Consider the following 21,389-nt stretch of genomic DNA (forward strand, 5'->3'; position numbering starts at 1 on the left):
TGGATCAGCACCTCGCCCGGCAAGCCGGCCCGCCCTGCCCGCCCGGCCACCTGCATCAGCGAGGCGAACAGATGCTCGGCGGCGCGGAAGTCATGGCTGAACATGGCCGCGTCCGGATGGACGATGCCGACCAGGGTCACGCGCTGGAAGTCATGCCCCTTGGCCACCATCTGCGTGCCCACCAGGATGTCGACTTCGCCGGCATGGACTTCGTCGAACATGGCTTGCGCGCTGCCCTTGCGGCGCGTGGAATCTGCGTCGATGCGGGCGATGCGCGCCTGCGGGAAGCGCGTCGCCAATGCCTCTTCGATGCGCTGCGTGCCACGCCCCAGCGGCGCGATGTCGACGTTGCCGCAGTCCGGGCAGTGGTGCGGCACCGGCGCCTCCAGGCCGCAGTGGTGGCAGCGCAGGCGCCGTTCGGGGCGGTGCAGCACCAGGTAGGCCGAGCAGCGCGGGCAGCCCGACAGCCAGCCGCAGCTGTCGCAGGCAATCACCGGCGCGTAGCCGCGGCGGTTCAGGAACAGCAGGCTCTGCTCGCCGCGCGCCAGGCGCGCGTCGATGGCTTCCAGCAGCGGCACCGACAAGCCTTCGAACAGCGGGCGCTGGCGCTGGCGCTCGTGGTTCAGGTCGACCAGGCGCACTGTCGGCAGGGTCGCTTCGGCCTGGGCGCGCTCGCGCAGCACCAGCTTGCGGTAAGTGCCCTGCCCGGCCCGCCACCAGGTCTCCATCGACGGCGTGGCCGAACCAAGCACCACGGCAATGCCGCGCTGCTTGGCGCGCCACACCGCCAGGTCGCGCGCCGAGTAGCGCAGCCCTTCCTGCTGCTTGTAGGAAGTGTCGTGTTCCTCGTCGACCACGATCAGCGCCAGCGCCGGCAGCGAAGCCATCACCGCCATGCGCGTGCCCAGCACGATGCGGGCCTCGCCGCGATGCGCGGCCAGCCACTGCAGGCTGCGCTCCTGGTCGGCCAGGCCGCTGTGCAGCACCGCCAGCGGCAGGTGCGGGAAGCGTGCAGCGATGCGGGCCTGCAGTTGCGGGGTCAGGTTGATTTCAGGCACCAGCATCAGCACCTGGGCCTGGGGGTCGCGTTCGAGCAGCGCCTGCATCGCATGCAGGTAGACCTCGGTCTTGCCGCTGCCGGTCACCCCGTGCAGCAGGAACGGCGCGAAGCCCTCGGCCTCGGCAATTGCCTGCACCGCGGCGCGCTGCTCGTCGTGCAGCGGCGGCGCGGCCGATGGCGGCTGTGCGGGGTCGGTCGGCAGCAGGGGGCGCGCGGTGCGGCTGGCCTCGACCCGGCCGGCGGCCTGCCATTCGGCCAGCCGCGCCGGTGCCGCCGCGCACAGCACGCGGGCGTCGGCCAGCGTCAGCGGCTCGGCCGCGGCGGCGCGCTCGGCCAGCGCCTGTGCCAGGGCGCGCACGCTGCGTGCGCGTGGCGGCACGGCGGCCAGCAGGGCCTCTGCATGCCCGGGCAGCAGGCGGTATTCGTCGGTGCGGGCACGCTGGGCCAGGCCCGGCCAGCCCTCGGCCTCGCGCAAGGCCGGCGGCAAGGCCGGCAGCATCACTTCGCCCAGGCGGCGCTGGTAGTAGCGCGCGGCAAAGGCGGCCAGCCCGATCCAGTCGGGCTGCAGCGGCGGCATCCATTCCAGGCGCTGCGCCACCGGGCGTAGCCGGTCGGCGGGCACATCGGAGCTGTCGGCGTACGCCACCGCCACGCCGACCATGCTGCGGCGACCGAACGGCACCACCACCAGGTCACCCGGGGCGACCTCGGGCGTGGCGAGATAGTCGAAGCAGTCGTCGGCGGGGGTGTCCAGCGCGACCCGGATGACTGACTGCGCGGCGGCGGTCGGCATCACGGCGCCCATCGCCGTGCTGTCCTCGACCACCGGAAGCGCGCCGCTAGCTGGCGCCATGCGGCCCTTCCTGGTGCACCGCAGTTGCGCAACCTTTGTGCAACGGGCGCCTGGCGCAATAAGAGTGGAAATCTAGTGTGCGGCGCAACATCAACTTAAAGTAAAACTTCAAATGTGGCCCTAAGTCGATGATAGATGACTGGTTTTCCACTAATTCCACCGCCCCTGTGGATAACTTTGTTGAAAAGTCGCACTGGCTGGCCGGGAAGCCCCGCGAAACAAGGGATCCACCGGCATCGGGCCTTCCTTTGCAATTCTTCCAAATCCTTAAAAATCAAGGGCTTGCAAACATCCCCCGGATAGGTTAGGGAATAACCCTGTTCCGCACTGCGGCAAACCTATCGGTGTGCATAAGTCAAGTACCGCCAGTCAAGTCCGAGCACCTTTTTGGCGAATGCTGGCAAAAAAGTTAACTTGACAGGGTCCGGCGGCGCGGCTCCCGCAGCACTGGGTACGCTGGGGCGCCGGTGCGCTGCAGCGCAGGGCACCGCAGCAGCAGCCAGGCCGGCCGCATACTGTCATCGTCACTTCTGCCCGGCGCGCAGCTTGCGGCTGTGGCGATGCACTTCATCCACCAGCACCGAGACGTTATCCGGCGGCGTGAACTGCGAGATGCCGTGGCCAAGGTTGAATACGTGGCCATCACTGCCCCCGGCGGCGGCATAGCTGTCCAGCACGCCGCGCACCTGCTCGCGGATCGCGGCCTCAGGGGCGAACAGCACGGTCGGGTCGATATTGCCCTGCAGCGCCACGCGCCCGCCGGTGCGGCGGCGCGCTTCGGCCAGGTTGACGGTCCAGTCCAACCCGATCGCGTCGGCGCCGGTGTCAGCCAGCGCCTCGAGCCACAGGCCGCCGCCCTTGGTAAAGACGATCGCGGGCACCTGTTGGCCATCGTGCTCGCGCTTCAGGCCGGCCAGCACCCGGCGCATATAGGCCAGCGAGAACGCCTGGTACATGCCGTCGGCGAGCGCCCCGCCCCAGGTGTCGAAAATCATCACGGCCTGCGCTCCGGCTTCGATCTGGGCATTCAGGTATTCGGTCACCGCCTGGGCGTTGATCTCGAGAATGCGGTGCATCAGGTCCGGGCGGCCGTACATCATCGCCTTGACCGTGCGGAAGTCGTCCGAGCCGCCGCCTTCGACCATGTAGCAGGCCAGCGTCCAGGGGCTGCCGGAAAATCCGATCAGCGGCACGCGCTGGCGGCCGTCCTGGACCAGTGCGCGGCGGATTTCGCTTACCGCGTCAAAGACATACTGCAGCGACGCCATGTCCGGCACGGCCAGTTTCTGCACGTCGGCTTCGGTGCGCAGCGGATGGGCAAAGCGCGGGCCCTCGCCCTGCGCGAACGACAGGCCCAGGCCCATCGCGTCGGGCACGGTCAGGATGTCGGAAAAGAGAATCGCCGCGTCCAGCGGATAGCGGTCCAGCGGCTGCAGTGTCACTTCCGTGGCGTAGGCCGGGTTCTTGGCCAGCCCGAGGAAGCTGCCGGCGCGGGCGCGCGTGGCGTTGTACTCGGGCAGGTAGCGGCCCGCCTGGCGCATCAGCCACAGCGGCGTGTATTCGGTCGGCTGGCGGCGCAGCGCGCGCAGGAAGGTATCGTTCTGCAGTGCGGTCATGGTCATCCTCGTAAGACCGCCATTCTAAGGGATGGCTGCGGCTGGATGCCGCTCAGACGTCGTCGATCATCCCGGTGAAGGCCGCTGCGGCACGCCGCATCCATTCGCGCGCGCGTTCGGCATCGGGCTGCAGCCGTGCGAAGCCGTGGGTCATGCCACTGGCCTCGATGGTGACCACCGGGGCGTCGTGGCGCACCAGGAAGTCGGCATAGGCCAGGCCGTCGTCGCGCAGCACGTCGTGCGCGGCCACCATCAGCACGGTGGCGGGCGGGCGCACCAGCGGCGCGGCCATCAGGTGCACGCGGTGGTCGGGGTGGGCGGTGCCCTCCGCCAGGGCCTCGGCGCCGATGAACTGGGTCCAGAACCAGGCCATCTCGTCACGCGTCAGGCCGGGACCGTCGGCAAAGGCGCGGTAGCTTTCGGTGCTGAGCACCGGTGCCGTCACCGGATAGATCAGCAGTTGCGCATCGACCTGCACCGCGCCGCCGCCGTTGAGCTGCTGCGCTGCCTGCGCCGCCAGGTGGCCGCCGGCGCTGTCGCCCGCCACGGCCAGGAAATCGGTCGCCAGCCCGAGTGCCTGACGTTCACCGGCGAACCACTGCACTGCCTCGGAGGCATCGTCGCAGGGAGCCGGGAACGCGTGCTCGGGTGCGAGGCGGTAGTCGACGCTGGCCACCGCGCAGCCCGTGTCGGCCGCAAGCAACGCTGCAACCGTATGGTGCGTCTGCGGCGAGCCGATCACCCAGCCGCCACCGTGGAAGTAGACCACCAGCCGCGGCGCGGTCTCGCCGGCCGGGCGGAACAGCCTGGCGCCCAGCGAGCGGCCGGAGAGCGCAAGCTCCAGGTCCTGCACCGTGATGCCTGCCGGATCCGGCAACAGCGACGCCGCCGCGATCTCGGCAAAACGGGCCCGCTGCGCGGGAATGTCGGCAGGCGCGGGCGCATTGGCATAGCGCTCCGCCAGGCGGCGGTAATAGGCAAGCAGTTGCGGATCGATGGCCATGGTTGGCGACTGATGGGAAAGCGGAAAAAGAAAGGGTGCCGGGGCGGGAATCAGTCCAGCCCGAGCTGGCGCGTCAGCTCGACCTTGCTGCAGCAATCCTGCACCGCCAGCAGGCCGGCATCGGCAGCGCGGCGCACGGCGTGGTCGTTGACGATGCCCAGCTGCAGCCAGACACCCTGTGCGCCAATGGCGATGGCCTCATCGACCACGCCCGGCGTTTCCTCGGCACGGCGGAAGATGTCGACCCACGCGATGGGACTGCCGGCTGCCGCGGCAGCGTCGGCGGCTTCGCGCAGCGTGGCGTGGCAGGTCTCGCCCAGAATGCGTTCGCCGGCATGACGCGGATTGACCGGCACGATCCGGAAGCCATGGTCCTGCAGGAATTCCGCAACCTCATGACTGGGACGCTCCGGGCGGTCGGACAGGCCGACCACGGCCACGGTCTTCATCGCCAGCATGGCTTGTATGGCTTGCTGCATCTCAGGGCGCATCGCGTCTCCGGGTGGACAAGGGCGGGCCCGCGGACATGCAAAAACGCAACGCGAAGGCCACAGACGTCCTGAATCGTAACCGGAATTGTCACGCAGGGATTGGTGGGGGAGCGAACATGGAAATCGCGTCATCAAAGATAATACAACGACACGTTTCTGCGGCTAACGTGACGTGAACGCGTGAAAATATGCCGAACACGCCAGATCCCGGCGCCTCTGGCTTTCAACTTCTTGCAAAACGATACATTTTGTTACTGCCATGCCGGGGAGTTTCCCCCACAATACATTGACACACCCGGTGTCCGGCGTGTGGCGCCCCAGTAAAATAAGGCTGTGCAGACTTAAAGGGGCGTGGTGAAGAAAGCCTTTTGAAGCAGTAACCCGATTTTCCGATCCAGCAGATCGCCGCTGGACCGGAGCACCAGGCAGACCGTTGCAGCGCGTGGCCTTTGCGGCCTCTGGTCGGATATTGGATATCCGTTGCGCCTTGATTGTCGACCTGGACCGAACCCGTTCCTTCGAATTGACCCCTCGAAGGGATTTTCCCGTCCGCGCGGAGCCTCCCCGGCCCGCGCGCTTTTTTTTGTCCAGGCGGGATAAAAGCATATCGCCACGCCCAAGAAAAAGGCAGCCATGCGGCTGCCTTTTTTCATTGTCGCGCCAGAAAAACAACAGCGCGACAAGCCACTAATTGCTTACTTCTTACGACGCAGGCGGGCGATGGCAGCCAGTTGGGCAGCCGCCACGGCGAGCTCGCTCTGAGCGCGTGCCAGATCCAGATCGCTGCTCTGGTTCTGCATCAGCTCTTCGGCAGCACGCTTGGCTTCCTGCGCCTTGGCTTCGTCCAGGTCGCCACCGCGGATAGCGGTGTCGGCCAGCACGGTGACGTGCTTGGGCTGGACTTCGAGAATGCCGCCGGCAACGAACACGAACTCTTCGCTGCCGTCTTCCTTCTCGATCCGCACCGCACCCGGCTGGATGCGCGTGATCAGCGGCGTGTGGCCCGGCAGAATGCCCAGTTCACCCGACTCGCCCGGCAGCGCCACGAACTTCGCCTGGCCGGAGAAGATCGACGCTTCCGCGCTGACGACGTCTACAAGAATGGTTGCCATATCAGATCCTTTCTCCAATCGCTTTGCTCAGGCGGCCGGACACGCAGGGGTGGCCGGCCATCACTCTCACCGCCAGGCGGGAGTGATGAGCAAGGCTTACTGGAGCTTCTTGGCCTTTTCGAAGGCTTCGTCGATCGAGCCGACCATGTAGAACGCCTGCTCGGGCAGGTGATCGCACTCGCCGTCCACCAGCATCTTGAAGCCGCGGATGGTTTCCTTCAGCGGCACGTACTTGCCCGGCGAACCCGTGAACACTTCCGCCACGTGGAACGGCTGCGACAGGAAACGCTGGATCTTACGAGCGCGGTTCACTGCCAGCTTGTCTTCCGGCGACAGTTCGTCCATGCCCAGAATCGCGATGATGTCGCGCAGTTCCTTGTAGCGCTGCAGGGTCTGCTGAACGCGGCGGGCCACTTCGTAGTGTTCCGTGCCGACAACCTGCGGGTCCAGCTGGCGCGAGGTCGAGTCCAGCGGATCCACTGCGGGGTAGATACCCAGTGCAGCGATGTCACGCGACAGCACCACGGTCGAGTCCAGGTGCAGGAAGGTGGTTGCCGGCGACGGGTCGGTCAAGTCATCCGCAGGCACGTACACGGCCTGGATCGACGTGATCGAGCCAGTCTTGGTCGACGTGATACGTTCCTGCAGCTTGCCCATTTCTTCTGCCAGCGTCGGCTGGTAGCCCACGGCGGAAGGCATACGGCCCAGCAGTGCGGACACTTCGGTACCGGCCAGCGTGTAGCGGTAGATGTTGTCCACGAAGAACAGGATGTCACGGCCTTCGTCACGGAAGCGCTCGGCCATAGTCAGGCCGGTCAGCGCCACGCGCAGACGGTTGCCCGGCGGCTCGTTCATCTGGCCGAACACCATGGCCACCTTGTCGAGCACGTTCGAGTCCTTCATTTCGTGGTAGAAGTCGTTCCCTTCACGGGTACGCTCGCCCACGCCGGCGAACACCGACAGACCGCTGTGCTGCTTGGCGATGTTGTTGATGAGCTCCATCATGTTGACGGTCTTGCCCACGCCGGCACCACCGAACAGGCCCACCTTGCCGCCCTTTGCGAACGGGCAGACCAGGTCGATCACCTTGATGCCGGTTTCCAGCAGGTCAACCGACGGCGACAGTTCGTCGAACTTCGGGGCCTTCTGGTGAATCGCGCGCAGCTCGTCCGAGGCGATCGGGCCGGCTTCGTCGATCGGGCGACCCAGCACGTCCATGATGCGGCCCAGCGTGCCGTGACCGACCGGCACCGAAATCGGGGCGCCGGTGCTCTTCACTTCCATACCGCGGCGCAGACCGTCCGACGAGCCCAGGGCGATGGTACGCACCACGCCGTCACCGAGCTGTTGCTGGACTTCGAAGGTCAGGCCCTTTTCGGCGAACGAGGCGTCGCCGGAGTCTTCCAGCACGAGCGCGTCGTACACCTTCGGCATTGCGTCACGGGGGAACTCGATGTCCACCACGGCGCCAATACACTGCACAATATTTCCGATACTCATTTCGTATCTCCGATAGCTTGAATTCGTGACGCCTTAGACCGCAGCTGCGCCGCTGACGATTTCCGACAGTTCCTTGGTAATCGCGGCCTGACGGGTCTTGTTGTAGACCAGTTGCAGTTCGCCGATCACGTTCTTGGCGTTGTCGGACGCAGCCTTCATGGCCACCATGCGCGCCGATTGCTCGGACGCCATGTTCTCGGCCACGGCCTGGTACACCAGCGCCTCGACGTAGCGGACGAGCAGCTCTTCCACTACGGTCTGGGCGTCGGGCTCGTAGATGTAATCCCACGAGTAGGCGCGCTTCTCTTCTTCGGTCTGAACCAGCTTGTCGGCGGCGAGCGGCAGCAGCTGCTCGACCATCGGCTCCTGCTTCATCGTATTGATGAACTTGGTGTACGCCAGGTACACCGCGTCGACCTCACCATTGGTGAAGGCATCGAGCTGGACCTTGATCGCGCCGATCAGCTTTTCCAGATGCGGGGTGTCACCGAGGTGCACCACGTGCGAGATCACCTTGGCACCGACGCGGCCCAGGAACTGCATGCCCTTGGTGCCGATGGCGGTGGCTTGCACGTCCACGCCGCGGCCCTGCAGGGTCTTCAGTTCATTGGTGACGGCGCGCAACACGTTCGTGTTCAGGCCGCCACACAGCCCCTTGTCGGTCGTGACCACGATCATGCCGACGCGCTTGACTTCGCGTTCCTGCATGAACGGGTGCTTGAACTCGGGGTTGGCCGTAGCCAGGTGCGCCGCAATGTTGCGCACCTTCTCGGCGTAGGGACGGGCACTGCGCATCCGCTCCTGCGCCTTGCGCATCTTGGACGCGGCGACCATCTCCATCGCCTTGGTGATCTTGCGCGTGTTCTGCACGCTCTTGATCTTGGTTCGAATCTCTTTCGTTCCGGCCATATCTTCCTCTCCATCCGAACCAGCGCCGCGCCGGCGTGAGCCAGGCGCGGCGGCGGTGTCGTGGAATCACGCGGTTAGAACGCGGCGGACTTCTTGAAATCCTCGACAGCGGCACGCAGGGCGGCTTCATCTTCCTTCGAGAGCTGCTTGGTCTCTTCGATGCGGTTGATGAGATCGGCGTACTTGGTCTTCAGATGGTCGTGCAGGCCCTTCTCGAACGGCAGAATGTCCTTCACTTCCACGTTGTCGAGGAAGCCGTTGTTGGCGGCGAACAGCGACGCGGCCAGCTGCCACACTTGCAGCGGCTGGTATTGCGGCTGCTTGAGCAGTTCGGTCACGCGGCGGCCGCGTTCGAGCTGCTTGCGGGTGGCATCGTCCAGGTCCGAGGCGAACTGCGCGAACGCAGCCAGCTCACGATACTGGGCCAGGTCGGTACGGATACCGCCGGACAGGTTCTTCACCACCTTGGTCTGGGCTGCACCACCGACGCGCGACACCGAGATACCGGCGTTGATAGCGGGGCGGATACCAGCGTTGAACAGGTCGGTTTCCAGGAAGATCTGGCCATCCGTGATCGAGATCACGTTGGTCGGAACGAACGCGGACACGTCGCCGGCCTGCGTTTCGATCACCGGCAGCGCGGTCAGCGAACCGGTCTTGCCCTTGACGGCGCCGTTGGTGAACTTCTCGACGTAGTCGGCGTTCACGCGGGCAGCACGCTCCAGCAGGCGCGAGTGCAGGTAGAACACGTCGCCCGGGTAGGCTTCGCGGCCCGGCGGGCGGCGCAGCAGCAGCGACACCTGGCGGTAGGCCCAGGCTTGCTTGGTCAGGTCGTCATAGACGATCAGCGCGTCTTCGCCGCGGTCGCGGAAGTACTCGCCCATGGTGCAGCCGGCGTACGGTGCCAGGTACTGCATGGCGGCCGAGTCCGAAGCGGCGGCGGCCACGACGACGGTGTATTCCATCGCGCCGTGCTCTTCCAGCTTGCGCACCACGTTGGCGATCGTCGAAGCCTTCTGGCCGACTGCCACGTAGACGCAGAAGACGCCCTTGCCCTTCTGGTTGATGATGGCGTCGACAGCGACGGCGGTCTTGCCGGTCTGGCGGTCGCCAATGATCAGCTCACGCTGGCCACGGCCGATCGGCACCATCGCGTCGATCGACTTCAGGCCGGTCTGCACCGGCTGGCTCACCGACTGACGCGCGATCACGCCCGGGGCGACCTTCTCGATCACGTCCGTTTCCTTGGCGTTGATCGGGCCCTTGCCGTCGATCGGCTGGCCCAGCGTGTTCACCACGCGGCCCAGCAGTTCCTTGCCCACCGGCACTTCCAGAATGCGGCCGGTGCACTTGACCGTGTCGCCTTCGGAAATATGTTCGTACTCACCCAGCACCACGGCGCCGACCGAGTCGCGCTCGAGGTTCAGCGCGAGGCCGAAGGTGTTGCCGGGGAATTCCAGCATCTCGCCCTGCATCACGCCGGACAGGCCATGCACGCGGCAGATGCCATCGGTCACGGAGATCACCGTGCCGGTATTGCGCACTTCAGCTTCAGCGCCAAGGCCCGAGATGCGGGACTTGATCAGCTCGCTGATTTCTGAGGGGTTCAGTTGCATCACAATGCTCCTAATTCTTCAATCCGTCGGCCGGTGCGGTCAGGCGGTCAGCGTGGCTTGCATGGCAGCCAGGCGCGAACGCACGGAGGTGTCGAGCACTTCGTCGCCGACCTTGACGCTCACGCCGCCGATCAGGGACGGGTCCACCGCCACCTGCGCGTACAGCTTGCGGCCGAACTTGCGTTCGAGTGCAGCGACCAGGTCGTTCAACTGCGAACCTTCCAGCGGGAATGCGCTGGTGATCTCGACATCCGACGACCCTTCGCGGGCGTTCTTGAGCACATGGAACTGCTCGGCGATTTCCGGCATCACCGTCAGGCGGCCGTTATCCACCAGCAGCTTGACGAAGCGGCGAGCCTCGTCATTCAGCGGGGACTTCAGCACCGACAGGAACAGTTCGGCCAGCTTGTCGCCGGGAACGTTCGGATCGCCGGCTACCGCCTTCATGTCGGGATTGGCAGCAACCTGCCCCATCTCCGACACCAGCTCGGACCATGCACCCAGGTTGCCTGCGCTCGATTCGCTGGCGACGCGGAACAGCGCCTCAGCGTAGGGACGGGCAATGGTTGCGGTTTCAGCCATGATTAGAGCTCAGCCTTGAGTTGATTGAGCAGGTCGGTGTGGACCTGCGCGTTCACTTCACGCTTGAGGATCTGCTCGGCACCCTTGACGGCCAGCACGGCAACCTGGTCACGCAGTGCTTCGCGTGCGCGGGTAACCTGCTGTTCTGCTTCGGCCTTGGCCTGGGCAATGATGCGTGCGGCTTCTGCCTGGGCGTTTTGCTTGATCTCGTCTGCCGTCAGCTGGGCGCGCTTCTCGGCGTCAGCGACGCGTTGTGCACCCTCGGTGCGGGCTTCGGCCATAGCCTGGTCCACACGCTTGTTGGCGAGTTCGAGCTCGGCCTTGCCCTTCTCGGCAGCGGCGAGGCCATCGGCGATCTTCTTTGCGCGTTCGTCGAGCGCCTTCACCAGCGGCGGCCAAATGAATTTGGCAACAACCCACCACAGGATGAAGAACACGACCATCTGCGCAAAAAACGTTGCGTTCAGATTCATGGTGTGTTCCTTTCGGTAATCAAACTACAGATAAATGCACAAAAGGCGGCCAGGCTGGTGGCCCGCGCCGCCCGTCAGCATCATGCAGACCGAAAAGAATTACTTGATGACAGCCAGCAGCGGGTTGGCGAAGGCGAACAGCATTGCAACGCCCACGCCGATCAGGAATGCCGCGTCGATCAGGCCAGCCAGCAGGAACATCTTGGTTTGCAGCGGGTTCATCAGCTCGGGCTGACGTGCGCAGGCTTCGATGTACTTGCCACCCATCAGGGCGATACCCAGGCAGGCGCCGATAGCGCCCAGGCCGATGATGATGCCGATACCGATGGCGGTCAGACCCTGGATGTTGGCGAGAAATTCTTGCATGACGACTCCTTTAATTTAGAGAGACTTAGAACCAAAAAACCAAAAAACCAAAAAACCGAAAAACCGAAAATCAGTGGTGATCGTGAGCCTGGCCGATGTACACCAGCGTCAGCATCATGAAGATGAAGGCCTGGAGCAGGACGATCAGGATGTGGAAGATCGCCCATACCGCGCCGGCCAGCACGTGGCCGACAAAGCCCAGCGCGGACAGGTCGGCGCCGAACGTCCAGATCGAACCCAGCAGCGCGATCAGCAGGAACACGAGTTCGCCGGCGTACATGTTGCCGAACAATCGCATGCCGAGCGAAACGGCCTTGGCCAGGAATTCGATCAGGTTCAGGACCAGGTTGAACGGGGCCAGATACCACTTGGCGCCGAACGGGGCCGAGAACAGTTCGTGCATGAAGCCGCCCGTGCCCTTGATCTTGAAGCTGTAGTAGATCATCAGCACCAGCACCGAGCACGACATGCCCAGCGTGCCGTTCAGGTCGGCCGTGGCCACTGCACGGTGGTGGGGGATGTGCAGGTGGAAGATGCCGAGGACTTGATTCAGGCCGTTGACCCAGTCCACCGGGATCAGGTCGATCGCGTTCATCATGGTGATCCAGCAGAACACCATCAGCGCCAGCGGCGCGATCCACGAACGGTCGCCGTGGATGATGCCCTTGGCCTGGTCATCGACCATCTCGACGATCATCTCGACGAAGGCCTGGAAGCGGCCCGGCACGCCGGCGGTGACGCGGCGCGCGGCGGCGTACAGGAACAGCACGGCGATGGCGCCGCACAGCACGGACCAGAACACCGTGTCGTAGTTGATCACGGAGAAATCGACCACCGACGCTTGCTTGCCGCCGACCGAGTTCAAGTTCTGCAAGTGTTCGGCGATATAGCCGGAGGGTGTCAGCGCGTGTTCGGCGCCTTGGGTAGCATCAGACATGTCGATACGAACGGTATATTGCGAAATCTTCAGGCCGCGCGCCGCCACTGTCTGGCCAACGCCCGGTACGCAACTTGCATTGCCTTCGGCGGATTCGCCGGTCACCGCAATGCAAGCGGGGTCCAACCTTGGCCGTGTCCGGTGTCACCACTGTGAAACCGGCACGGCAAATCTTGATATTCCGTCTTGGTGCCCCATTTCCGGATGAGGCACCGCCTTCGTGCGGCCGGCCTAGCGGATCACCAGAGCCACCACCAAATATGTCTTTAGCGCCAGCAGGAACGTGACCAGCATCGGCACCCAACGCAGATCCCGGTACAGCACCACCACCAGCACCAGCAGAGCCGCCGTGCCAAAGACCTTGATCGCCTCGCCCAGGACCAGTCCGCCGACCGAAGCCCGGTCGCGCGCCAGCCACAGGCGGAACGCGAAGAACCCGCTCGGCACGAAGCACACCATGCCGCCGAACAGCGCCGACCAGCCATACGGGCCGGCCTCTTTCGCGAACAGCGCCCAGCACAGTGCCGACAGCAGGGTGACCATCACCTGCGCCAGGACAACCTTGCCCGGGGTCATGCGCGAAGGGCGCAACGCGCGCTCACCAAACAGCGTCACCGCCTCGGCGTGCGACAGCGGATCGACAGCCTCTTCCTCACGGTCTGCGCCTTCTTTCCAGTCGTCCCAGTCATCTTCCTGACGGGACCCGGCGCCTCGCTGCTGACGGTCTTGAACCACTACTGCTCGCCTTATTCCAGGCCGGAACTTTTCGGCCCGACCAGAATTCAAACCGCACGATTTTAAGGGGAACTACTGATTCGCGTCAATCTGCTTACATTTAGCTTGCAGTGTGTTGCGCACAACGGTTGCCATCACGATGCCATGATGGCTTCACAAAAATTGCGCAGCAATAATGTTTGACGTAATTGGATTGCGCAGCGAACCCTGCGCATGATGAGGGATTACCGGGTACGCCGTACGTATACCGGTCCCAGGAACGGACACTGCAGCGTACACGCAACAGTCATCGCCGCAATGGCCGTTAATCGCACCGAATTGCGCACGCAAAGTTACGCGCGCCTTGGCACCCTGCCTCAGGCGACCTTCTGCTTTTCAGTCGATTCGCGCAGCCGCACGAGCACGCCTTCAAGCGCGTCGTTGTCGCTGAAGTGGATGGTGAGCTGGCCCTTGCCGCGCGCGCCCAGCTTGATCTGCACCGCCAGGCCCAGCGCATCGGACAGTTCTTCTTCCAGCCGTGCCACGTCGCGCACGTTGTTGGCGCCCTTCTGCTTGAGCGACTTCAGGTCGAACGGCTTGAGCGTGGATGCCACCAGCTTCTCGGTCTCGCGCACAGACAGCCGCTTGTTCACGATCTGGTTGGCCAGCGTGATCTGGTTGGCGCCGTCCACCGCCAGCAGCGCGCGCGCGTGGCCCATGTCGAGGTCGCCCGCCATCAGCATGGTCTGCACCGGTGCGGCCAGGTTCAGCAGGCGCAGCAGGTTCGACACCGCGCTGCGCGAACGGCCGACCGACTCGGCCGCCTGCTCATGCGTGAAACTGAATTCGCGGATCAGGCGCATGATGCCCTGCGCTTCTTCCAGCGGATTCAGGTCTTCGCGCTGGATGTTCTCGATCAGCGCCATCGCGGCCGCGGCTTCATCGGCCACGTCCTTCACCAGCACCGGCACCTTGTCCAGGCCGGCGAGCTTGGACGCGCGGAAGCGCCGCTCGCCCGCGATGATTTCATAGCGGTCCGGCTCGGCCACGCGGCGCACCAGGATCGGCTGCATCAGGCCCTGCGCGCGGATGCTGGCGGCCAGTTCCTGCAGCGCGCCTTCATCCATGCGCGTGCGCGGCTGGTACTTGCCCGGCTGCAATTGGTTCAGGCGCAGCACGGTGGGCGCACCCTCCTGCTTCACCGATTCAACGATTTCGGCCGGCCCGCCCAGCAACGCTTCAAGGCCGCGGCCCAGGCCCTTTTTCTTTGCAGTGCTCATGCTTGCCCTCTCCTTCAGCCCAGCTGCCTGACGCGCGCGATCATCTCGGCGCCGAAATCCAGGTACGCCTTGGCGCCCTTCGATGACGGATCGAACGCCACGCCCGGCATGCCATAGGACGGTGCCTCGGCCAGCCGCACATTGCGCGGGATCAGGGTCTTGAAGACCTTTTCACCGAAGTGCGATTCCAGCTGCGCCGACACCTGCTGCTGCAGCGTGACGCGCGGATCGAACATGACACGCAGCAGGCCGATCACCTGCAGGTCGCGATTCAGGTTGGCGTGCACCTGCTTGATGGTGTTGACCAGATCCGACAGCCCTTCCAGTGCGAAATACTCGCACTGCATCGGCACGATCACGCCATGCGCGGCGCACAGGCCATTCAGCGTCAGCAGCGACAGCGACGGCGGGCAGTCGATCAGCACGAAATCATATTCGTCATTGACCTCTGCGATGGCCTGCCTGAGGCGGCGCTCGCGCTGGTCCAGCTCGACCAGTTCCACTTCCGCACCGGCCAGTTCGCGGTTGGCGGGCAGCACATCGTACCTGCCGGTCTCGGAACGCTGGCGCGCCTGCTTGATGCTGGCCAGGCCGACCAGCACCTGGTACACGCTGTGCTCCAGCGCCTGCTTGTCGATGCCCGAACCCATCGAGGCATTGCCCTGCGGGTCCAGGTCGACCAGCAGCACGCGCTGGTCCTGCGCGGCCAGGCCGGCGGCGAGGTTCACCGTGGTGGTGGTCTTGCCTACCCCGCCCTTCTGGTTTGCGATCACGAATACCTTGGCCATAAGCTACTGAGGCTCCTGCTTCAATTCATCCGGCCAGCGCGGGGCTGGCAGTTCGCGGCGCGCAAGCGCCCACGCATGACGTACGCTGCACGCAGCGCCGCGGCGTACGTCATGCGTGGGCGCTTGCGCGCCGCGACAGCACCACCAGGTGGCGCTCGGCATCCAGCCCGGGCACGGTGATGCGGGGAACCGCATCGACCTGCCATTGCGCCATCAACCCGGCAGCTTCCATGCGGTCCAGCTCGGCCTGTGGATAAACCCCCTTCATGGCGATCAGCTTGCCGTGCGGTGCAAGGAGCTGGCCCGACAGGTTCACGAAATCAGTCAGTTCCGCAAACGCGCGCGAGGTGATCACGGCAAAGCCGCTGGCATCGTCGAGCTTCTCCACCGGCCCCCAATGCGCCGCGGCATTGGAGAGCCCGAGTTGCGCACGGCACTGGGTCAGGAAGGCGGTCTTCTTCTGCACGATGTCCACCATCAGCACCGACACGTCGGGACAGGCGATGGCCAGCGGCAGGCCGGGCATGCCGCCGCCCGAGCCCACGTCCAATACCCTGCCCCGCGCCGGCGTGCCTACCTCTGCGGCACGCGCGGCTTCGGCCAGTGCCGGCACGGCGGCGAGCGAGTCCAGCATGTGATGCGTAAGCATCTCATCGGGGTGGCGGATTGCGGTCAGGTTGTAGACGCCGTTCCATTTACGCAGCAGCGCCAGGTAGGCAAACAAGGTGTCGATCTGGGCCGGCGCCAGCGCCAGTCCGATCTGGGCCAGACCGGCTTCAAGGCGACGGCGCTGCGTGGCGTCGTCGGTCATGGTGTGTCGCGGACCGGGCACTCAAGCAGCCTCTTCAGAGTTGCCCGAAGGCGCGCCCGACTCAGCGCGCGTGCGCCCCAGCCCCTTCTTCTTCAGGTGCACCAGCAGCAGCGAGATCGCGGCCGGCGTCACGCCGGAAATGCGCGAGGCCTGGCCCAGCGTTTCCGGACGATGCTGGTTCAGCTTCTGGCTGACCTCGAAGCCCAGGCCACGCACTTCGGTGTAGTCCAGCCCTTCCGGCAGGCGCGTCGACTCGTTGGCTTCCAGCTTGTCGACCTCCGCCGCCTGGCGGGCGATATAGCCGTGGTACTTGATGCCGATCTCGATCTGCTCGCGGATCTGCTCTGCCAGCATCGGCTCGGCGTCCAACGGCGTTTCCGGGGCATGGCGGCCACCCTGCAGCGCCATCAGTGCCTCATAGCGGACTTCTGGCCGGCGCAGCAGGTCGGCCAGGCTGTACTCGCGCTCGATCGGCTTGCCCAGCAGCGGCACGGCGTCTTCGCCCGGAAGCATCGCGGGGTTCACCCATGTGCTCTTCAGGCGCTCTGTTTCACGTGAAACAGCGTCGCGCTTGCGGTTGAAGGCATCCCAACGCGCATCGTCGACCACGCCCAGTTCACGGCCAACCTCAGTCAGCCGCATATCGGCGTTGTCTTCCCGCAGGCTCAGGCGGAATTCCGCGCGGCTGGTGAACATGCGGTACGGCTCGGTCACACCGCGAGTAATCAGGTCGTCGACCAGCACACCCAGGTAGGCCTGGTCGCGGCGCGGCGTCCACGCATCGCGTTCGCGCACATAGCAGCCAGCATTGATGCCGGCCAGCAGGCCCTGCGCGGCGGCTTCTTCATAGCCGGTGGTGCCATTGATCTGTCCCGCAAAGAACAGGCCGCTGATGGCCTTGCTCTCCAGCGATGCCTTCAGCCCGCGCGGATCGAAGTAATCATACTCGATCGCATAGCCGGGGCGCAGGATATGCGCGTTCTCCATCCCGCGGATCGAGTGCACGAGTTCCAGCTGCACGTCGAACGGCAAGCTGGTCGAGATCCCATTGGGGTAGAACTCGTTGGTGGTCAGGCCTTCGGGCTCCAGGAAGATCTGGTGGCTTTCCTTGGTGGCAAAGCGATGGATCTTGTCCTCGATGCTGGGGCAGTAGCGCGGCCCTACCCCTTCGATCACGCCGGTGTACATCGGCGAGCGGTCCAGCCCGCCACGAATGATGTCGTGGGTACGGCTGTTGGTATGGGTGATCCAGCACGGCAGCTGTTGCGGGTGCTGCTCCGGACGACCCAGGAAGGAGAACACCGGCACCGGATCCAGGTCGCCGGGCTGCTCTTCCATCACCGAGAAATCGATGGTGCGGCCGTCGATGCGCGGCGGCGTGCCGGTCTTCAGGCGGCCTTGCGGCAGCTTCAGGTCCTTCAGGCGTGCCGACAGCGACACTGCTGCCGGGTCGCCGGCGCGGCCGCCGGTGTAGTTGTCTAGCCCGACGTGGATCTTGCCGTCCAGGAAGGTACCGGCGGTCAGCACCACCGCGCGGGCGCGGAAGGCGATGCCCACCTGGGTCATGGCGCCGACTACGCGATCGCCCTCCACCATCAGGTCGTCCACCGCCTGCTGGAACAGCATCAGGTTCGGCTGGTTCTCCAGCCTTGTACGGATGGCCTTGCGGTACAGCACGCGATCAGCCTGGGCGCGCGTGGCGCGCACCGCAGGGCCCTTGCTCGAGTTCAGGATGCGGAACTGAATGCCGGACTCGTCCGTGGCGGCGGCCATGGCACCGCCCATGGCGTCCACTTCCTTGACCAGGTGCCCCTTGCCGATGCCGCCGATGGACGGGTTGCAGCTCATCTGGCCCAGCGTCTCGATGTTGTGAGTCAGCAGCAGCGTCTGGCAGCCCATACGGGCCGCGGCGAGTGCAGCTTCAGTGCCGGCATGGCCACCGCCGACGACGATGACGTCGAATTCTTTTGGGTAAAGCATGGGACACCTCCTCCGGGAGGCTGGCGGGAAAATACGGGAATGCGAAATTATAGCGGCAATCGACTAGCCGCCTTCCGATGGTAACCATGTTTCACGTGAAACATGGCGTTGGCGATACCCGGCGAGTCGCTCGAAAGCGACGTTATGTTCCACGTGAAACAAAAAGGCCGGGCACATGGCCCGGCCTGATGTTTCACGTGGAACAAGCGCCTCAAAGCTGCGCGCGGATATAGCCCGTAACCTGCTGGGTCAGCTTGTCAAGATCGCGCTGCAAGGTGGCGAACCCGGCATTGCGCTCGCGCGTCACCTCGTCCATATACAGCGGCCGCCGGATTTCGATCTGCAGGCTATTGCGCCGCTCGGCCGGCCGGCCAATCTGCGCGATCAGCTGCACGCCCTTGTACGGGTCGTTGCGAGCCACCGTGTAACCCATGCCGCGCAGTTCCCGTTCGACCAGGTCGACCAGTCCCGGCTCGCAGGTGGTGCCGTCACGGTCGCCCAGCACAAAGTCCGCCAGCGGATGCGGGCTGGCGATCTTGAGCCGCTCGTAGGCGTTGTTGGGCATGGAGTGCAGGTTCAGGTGCCAGAGCGCGCCAAAGCGCTGGTGGGCGCCCTCCACGGCCTCGGCCAGCGCCGCATGGTATGGCCGGTAGTAGCGGTCTATACGGGCCCGCACTTCCGTCACGGACAGGCGGCGGTCATAGATCGGCGTGCTGGCGTCGACCCGGCTCCAGATCAGGCCGAAGCCCAGCCGCGTCTTCGGCCCCGGGGCCAATGCCGTCGGCCAGGTGCCGTCGAGCTGGGCCGGGTCGATGTCGTCGGGCATCCGGTTCGGGTCGATATAGACCCGCGGGAAAGTGGCCGCCAGCAGCGTACCACCTGCTGCGGGCACGGCCTCCCACAAGGCATCGACGTGGGTATCCTCGCCGCCACGCAGGCGCGCGGCCGGGATCGCCGCACCGAAGTCAGCCGGGTACTCGGTACCGCTGTGCGGCGAGTCGCATACCAGCGGCAGCGCCTCCCCTTCCGGCAGGCGTACGATGACCGGCGGCAGTACCGCAGCTTGGTTGATTGCCTCCGCCATGCCTCAGTCCAGCTTGATATCGGCAGCCTTGGCCACGCGGGCGTAGCGCGCCATCGCCTGCTGGATCTGCGCCTTGAACTGCTCCGGCGTAGTCGGCACCAGCGTGCCGCCGGATTCTTCCACCTTGCGCTTGAACTCGGGGTTCTGCATGGCCTTGTGGATCGCCTGGTTCAGCCTGGCGACGATGGCGGGCGGCGTATTCGCAGGCGCGACGATGCCGAACCAACCGCCGTCGCCCATCTCCTTGTAGCCCAGTTCTGCATAGGTGGGTACGTTTGGCAACTGCGGCGAGCGCGTGGCGCCAAGCACCGCCAGCGCGCGCAGGCGGCCCGATTTCACGTGAGGCAGCGCAGAGGCCAGGTTGTCCGAGATTGCATTGACCTGCCCTGCCACCGCGTCATTGAGTCCAAGGCCGGCGCCCTTGTACGGCACATGCAGCAGCTGGATCTTCGCCAGCATCTGGAAGTTCTCAAGATTTACGTGGCCGAGGGTCCCTGTGCCCGGCGAGGCAACTGAATACTTCCCCGGATTGGCCTTGGCTAAGGCAATAAACTCCTGCATGGTTTTCGCCGGCACGCTCGGATGCACCGTGAATACGCTCGGCATCGACACCACGTTGGTGATCGGGGCAAAGTCCTTGATCGAGTCGTACTTCAGCTTCGGGTACACCGCCGGGTTGGAACCATGCGTGCTGACCGTGGCCATGCCGATGGTGTAGCCATCGGGCGCGGCGTTGGCCACCTGCTCCATGCCCAGCGAGCCGCCGGCGCCGCCCTTGTTCTCGACCACGATCGACTGGCCCAGCTCGCGGCCGGCAAACTCTGCCACCAGGCGCGCCGACAGGTCGGTGGAGCCACCCGCCGCGAACGGCACGATCAGACGGATCGGGCGCGTCGGGTAATTGGCTTGCGCGAACGCGTTGCCGGCAAAGGCCAGTGTGGCAGCGGCGGCGGTACCGGACAGCAGCAGCTGGCGGCGGGACATCCTGGCTCGGATCACGGGGATTCTCCTGTTGGTTTTGTGCATGAACCGGACGAGTGTCAGCCGTTTACCGGGCGGGCACAAACGACTATATTGCACGTTTGCATTACCAAAGATCATCCTGCAGCGGCCGCTCCGGCAGCCGTCCCGCCCTTCCTCCCCTCCCCCGCCATGCGGCTGCATTCCCCATCGATGTCTGAGTTGCACGCCTTTGCCACCGCGGCGCGGCTGGGCAGCTTCACGCGTGCGGCGGACGAACTGTGCGTGACCCAGGGTGCCATCAGCCGCGCCATCGCGCGGCTGGAAGCGCATTTCGGGCAGCCGCTGCTACAGCGCAATGCCCACCGGCTGGTGCTGACAGATGCCGGCCGGAAATTGCTTGAGGCCGTGGCCGAGCCGCTGGCCACGATCGAGCATGCCAGCGCCACCTTGCGCGCCGGCAACCGCCGGCACCACCTGACGCTGTCCGTCGTGCCCACGCTGGCCAGCGTCTGGCTGGTGCCGCGCCTGCCGGACTTCCATCGCCGCCATCCGGAAATCCGGCTGGACTTCGTCCCGTACCAGCGCGACGAGGACCTCTCCGGCCCCTCCCCCGACGCCGCCATCCTGGCGGGTGAAGCCGGCAAATGGCCCGGCCTGCAGGCCGACTATGTGGTGGGACGTGAATTGGTGCCGGTCTGCCATCCGGACCGCGCCCGGGCACGGCGCGAGGCCGGCCGCTGGCAGTCTCCTGCGGAGCTGCTGGACGAGCCCCTGCTCTACCACACCACCGCACCGGCGAACTGGCAAAACTGGCTGCAGGCCGCCGGCGTACCCAACGCTGCGCCAAGGTTATCCACAGCGTTCGACCAGGTCTCGATCCTGATCCAGGCGGTGCGCGCCGACATCGGCGTCGCCGTGCTGCAGCGTTGCCTGGTGCGCGACGAAATTGCCGCCGGACGCGTAACGGCGCCGTTTGACCTGCCAATTACGCTGCAACGGGGCTATTTCCTGTGTGCGCCGAAGGAACGGCGCGATCATCCGGCGCTGAACTGCTTCCGGGATTGGCTGCTGGAAACCGCAGCGAAGGATACAGGCAGCGGCACCAACACTTTATTCGCCGGATGACTGACATGGAAAAAATTATGCAAAGATACATTCATTCCACAGATAAAATTCCTAAAATTATTATCTGTATGGATGTTATCCGGTAAATTTGATTGCTAAAAATTACCCCAGTAGATATTTGCGTAC

20 protein-coding genes are annotated in these 21,389 nt (G+C 64.9%); 1 reads left to right on the forward strand and 19 read right to left on the reverse strand.

Going from position 1 to position 21,389, the window contains the following annotated elements; translation table 11 throughout:
- The 19 genes from AC3WQZ_RS30095 to AC3WQZ_RS30185 all read right to left on the reverse strand — a co-directional run.
- A partial coding sequence (locus AC3WQZ_RS30095; RefSeq protein WP_492301809.1) for a primosomal protein N' occupies positions 1-1,865 on the reverse strand: 1,865 nt, incomplete at its 3' end.
- 572 nt (positions 1,866-2,437) lie between these two features.
- Positions 2,438-3,529 (reverse strand): uroporphyrinogen decarboxylase, encoded by a 1,092-nt coding sequence (gene hemE, locus AC3WQZ_RS30100; RefSeq protein ID WP_010811259.1) that lies wholly within the window; start codon positions 3,527-3,529, stop codon positions 2,438-2,440.
- Positions 3,530-3,581: 52 nt separating this feature from the next.
- On the reverse strand, positions 3,582-4,532 hold the full coding sequence (locus AC3WQZ_RS30105; RefSeq protein WP_011616229.1) for an alpha/beta hydrolase: 951 nt from the start codon (positions 4,530-4,532) through the stop codon (positions 3,582-3,584).
- Between the two features lie 50 nt (positions 4,533-4,582).
- Positions 4,583-5,023, reverse strand: a complete 441-nt coding sequence (locus AC3WQZ_RS30110; RefSeq protein ID WP_010811261.1) for a CoA-binding protein — start codon at positions 5,021-5,023, stop codon at positions 4,583-4,585.
- Between the two features lie 695 nt (positions 5,024-5,718).
- Positions 5,719-6,135 (reverse strand): F0F1 ATP synthase subunit epsilon, encoded by a 417-nt coding sequence (locus AC3WQZ_RS30115; protein WP_010811262.1) that lies wholly within the window; start codon positions 6,133-6,135, stop codon positions 5,719-5,721.
- A gap of 96 nt (positions 6,136-6,231) precedes the next feature.
- Positions 6,232-7,635, reverse strand: coding sequence for a F0F1 ATP synthase subunit beta (atpD, locus tag AC3WQZ_RS30120; RefSeq protein ID WP_010811263.1), 1,404 nt, complete (start codon positions 7,633-7,635; stop codon positions 6,232-6,234).
- A 33-nt stretch (positions 7,636-7,668) separates the two neighbouring features.
- Positions 7,669-8,544 carry a F0F1 ATP synthase subunit gamma gene (gene atpG / locus AC3WQZ_RS30125; RefSeq protein ID WP_010811264.1) on the reverse strand — a complete coding sequence of 292 codons (876 nt, stop codon included), beginning with the start codon at positions 8,542-8,544 and terminating at the stop codon, positions 7,669-7,671.
- 74 nt (positions 8,545-8,618) lie between these two features.
- Positions 8,619-10,160 carry a F0F1 ATP synthase subunit alpha gene (gene atpA / locus AC3WQZ_RS30130; protein WP_010811265.1) on the reverse strand — a complete coding sequence of 514 codons (1,542 nt, stop codon included), beginning with the start codon at positions 10,158-10,160 and terminating at the stop codon, positions 8,619-8,621.
- A gap of 39 nt (positions 10,161-10,199) precedes the next feature.
- Positions 10,200-10,742, reverse strand: coding sequence for a F0F1 ATP synthase subunit delta (locus AC3WQZ_RS30135; protein WP_010811266.1), 543 nt, complete (start codon positions 10,740-10,742; stop codon positions 10,200-10,202).
- Positions 10,743-10,744: 2 nt separating this feature from the next.
- Entirely contained in the window at positions 10,745-11,215 is a 471-nt protein-coding gene (locus tag AC3WQZ_RS30140) for a F0F1 ATP synthase subunit B (protein ID WP_010811267.1), read from the reverse strand.
- Positions 11,216-11,314: 99 nt separating this feature from the next.
- Positions 11,315-11,581 (reverse strand): F0F1 ATP synthase subunit C, encoded by a 267-nt coding sequence (atpE, locus tag AC3WQZ_RS30145; protein WP_010811268.1) that lies wholly within the window; start codon positions 11,579-11,581, stop codon positions 11,315-11,317.
- Between the two features lie 70 nt (positions 11,582-11,651).
- On the reverse strand, positions 11,652-12,518 hold the full coding sequence (atpB, locus tag AC3WQZ_RS30150) for a F0F1 ATP synthase subunit A (protein WP_037025280.1): 867 nt from the start codon (positions 12,516-12,518) through the stop codon (positions 11,652-11,654).
- 231 nt (positions 12,519-12,749) lie between these two features.
- On the reverse strand, positions 12,750-13,253 hold the full coding sequence (locus AC3WQZ_RS30155; RefSeq protein WP_010811270.1) for an ATP synthase subunit I: 504 nt from the start codon (positions 13,251-13,253) through the stop codon (positions 12,750-12,752).
- Positions 13,254-13,609: 356 nt separating this feature from the next.
- Positions 13,610-14,512, reverse strand: a complete 903-nt coding sequence (locus AC3WQZ_RS30160; RefSeq protein ID WP_010811271.1) for a ParB/RepB/Spo0J family partition protein — start codon at positions 14,510-14,512, stop codon at positions 13,610-13,612.
- Positions 14,513-14,526: 14 nt separating this feature from the next.
- Positions 14,527-15,300 carry a ParA family protein gene (locus tag AC3WQZ_RS30165; RefSeq protein WP_010811272.1) on the reverse strand — a complete coding sequence of 258 codons (774 nt, stop codon included), beginning with the start codon at positions 15,298-15,300 and terminating at the stop codon, positions 14,527-14,529.
- A gap of 109 nt (positions 15,301-15,409) precedes the next feature.
- On the reverse strand, positions 15,410-16,111 hold the full coding sequence (rsmG, locus tag AC3WQZ_RS30170; RefSeq protein ID WP_011616232.1) for a 16S rRNA (guanine(527)-N(7))-methyltransferase RsmG: 702 nt from the start codon (positions 16,109-16,111) through the stop codon (positions 15,410-15,412).
- A 21-nt stretch (positions 16,112-16,132) separates the two neighbouring features.
- The gene (gene mnmG, locus AC3WQZ_RS30175) at positions 16,133-18,091 is read right to left on the reverse strand and encodes a tRNA uridine-5-carboxymethylaminomethyl(34) synthesis enzyme MnmG (protein WP_010811274.1); all 1,959 of its coding nucleotides are present in this window, start codon (positions 18,089-18,091) and stop codon (positions 16,133-16,135) included.
- A 211-nt stretch (positions 18,092-18,302) separates the two neighbouring features.
- Positions 18,303-19,175: an N-formylglutamate amidohydrolase gene (locus AC3WQZ_RS30180; RefSeq protein WP_010811275.1), complete on the reverse strand. Its 873-nt coding sequence runs from the start codon at positions 19,173-19,175 to the stop codon at positions 18,303-18,305.
- 3 nt (positions 19,176-19,178) lie between these two features.
- Positions 19,179-20,159, reverse strand: a complete 981-nt coding sequence (locus AC3WQZ_RS30185; RefSeq protein ID WP_492301811.1) for a tripartite tricarboxylate transporter substrate binding protein BugE — start codon at positions 20,157-20,159, stop codon at positions 19,179-19,181.
- 168 nt (positions 20,160-20,327) lie between these two features.
- Between AC3WQZ_RS30185 and AC3WQZ_RS30190 the strand changes: the two genes are divergently transcribed.
- Complete coding sequence (locus tag AC3WQZ_RS30190) at positions 20,328-21,263, forward strand: LysR substrate-binding domain-containing protein (RefSeq protein WP_037025231.1); 936 nt, start codon at positions 20,328-20,330, stop codon at positions 21,261-21,263.
- Positions 21,264-21,389 lie beyond the last annotated feature (126 nt).

This window comes from Cupriavidus sp. FW305-26, assembly GCF_058787975.1.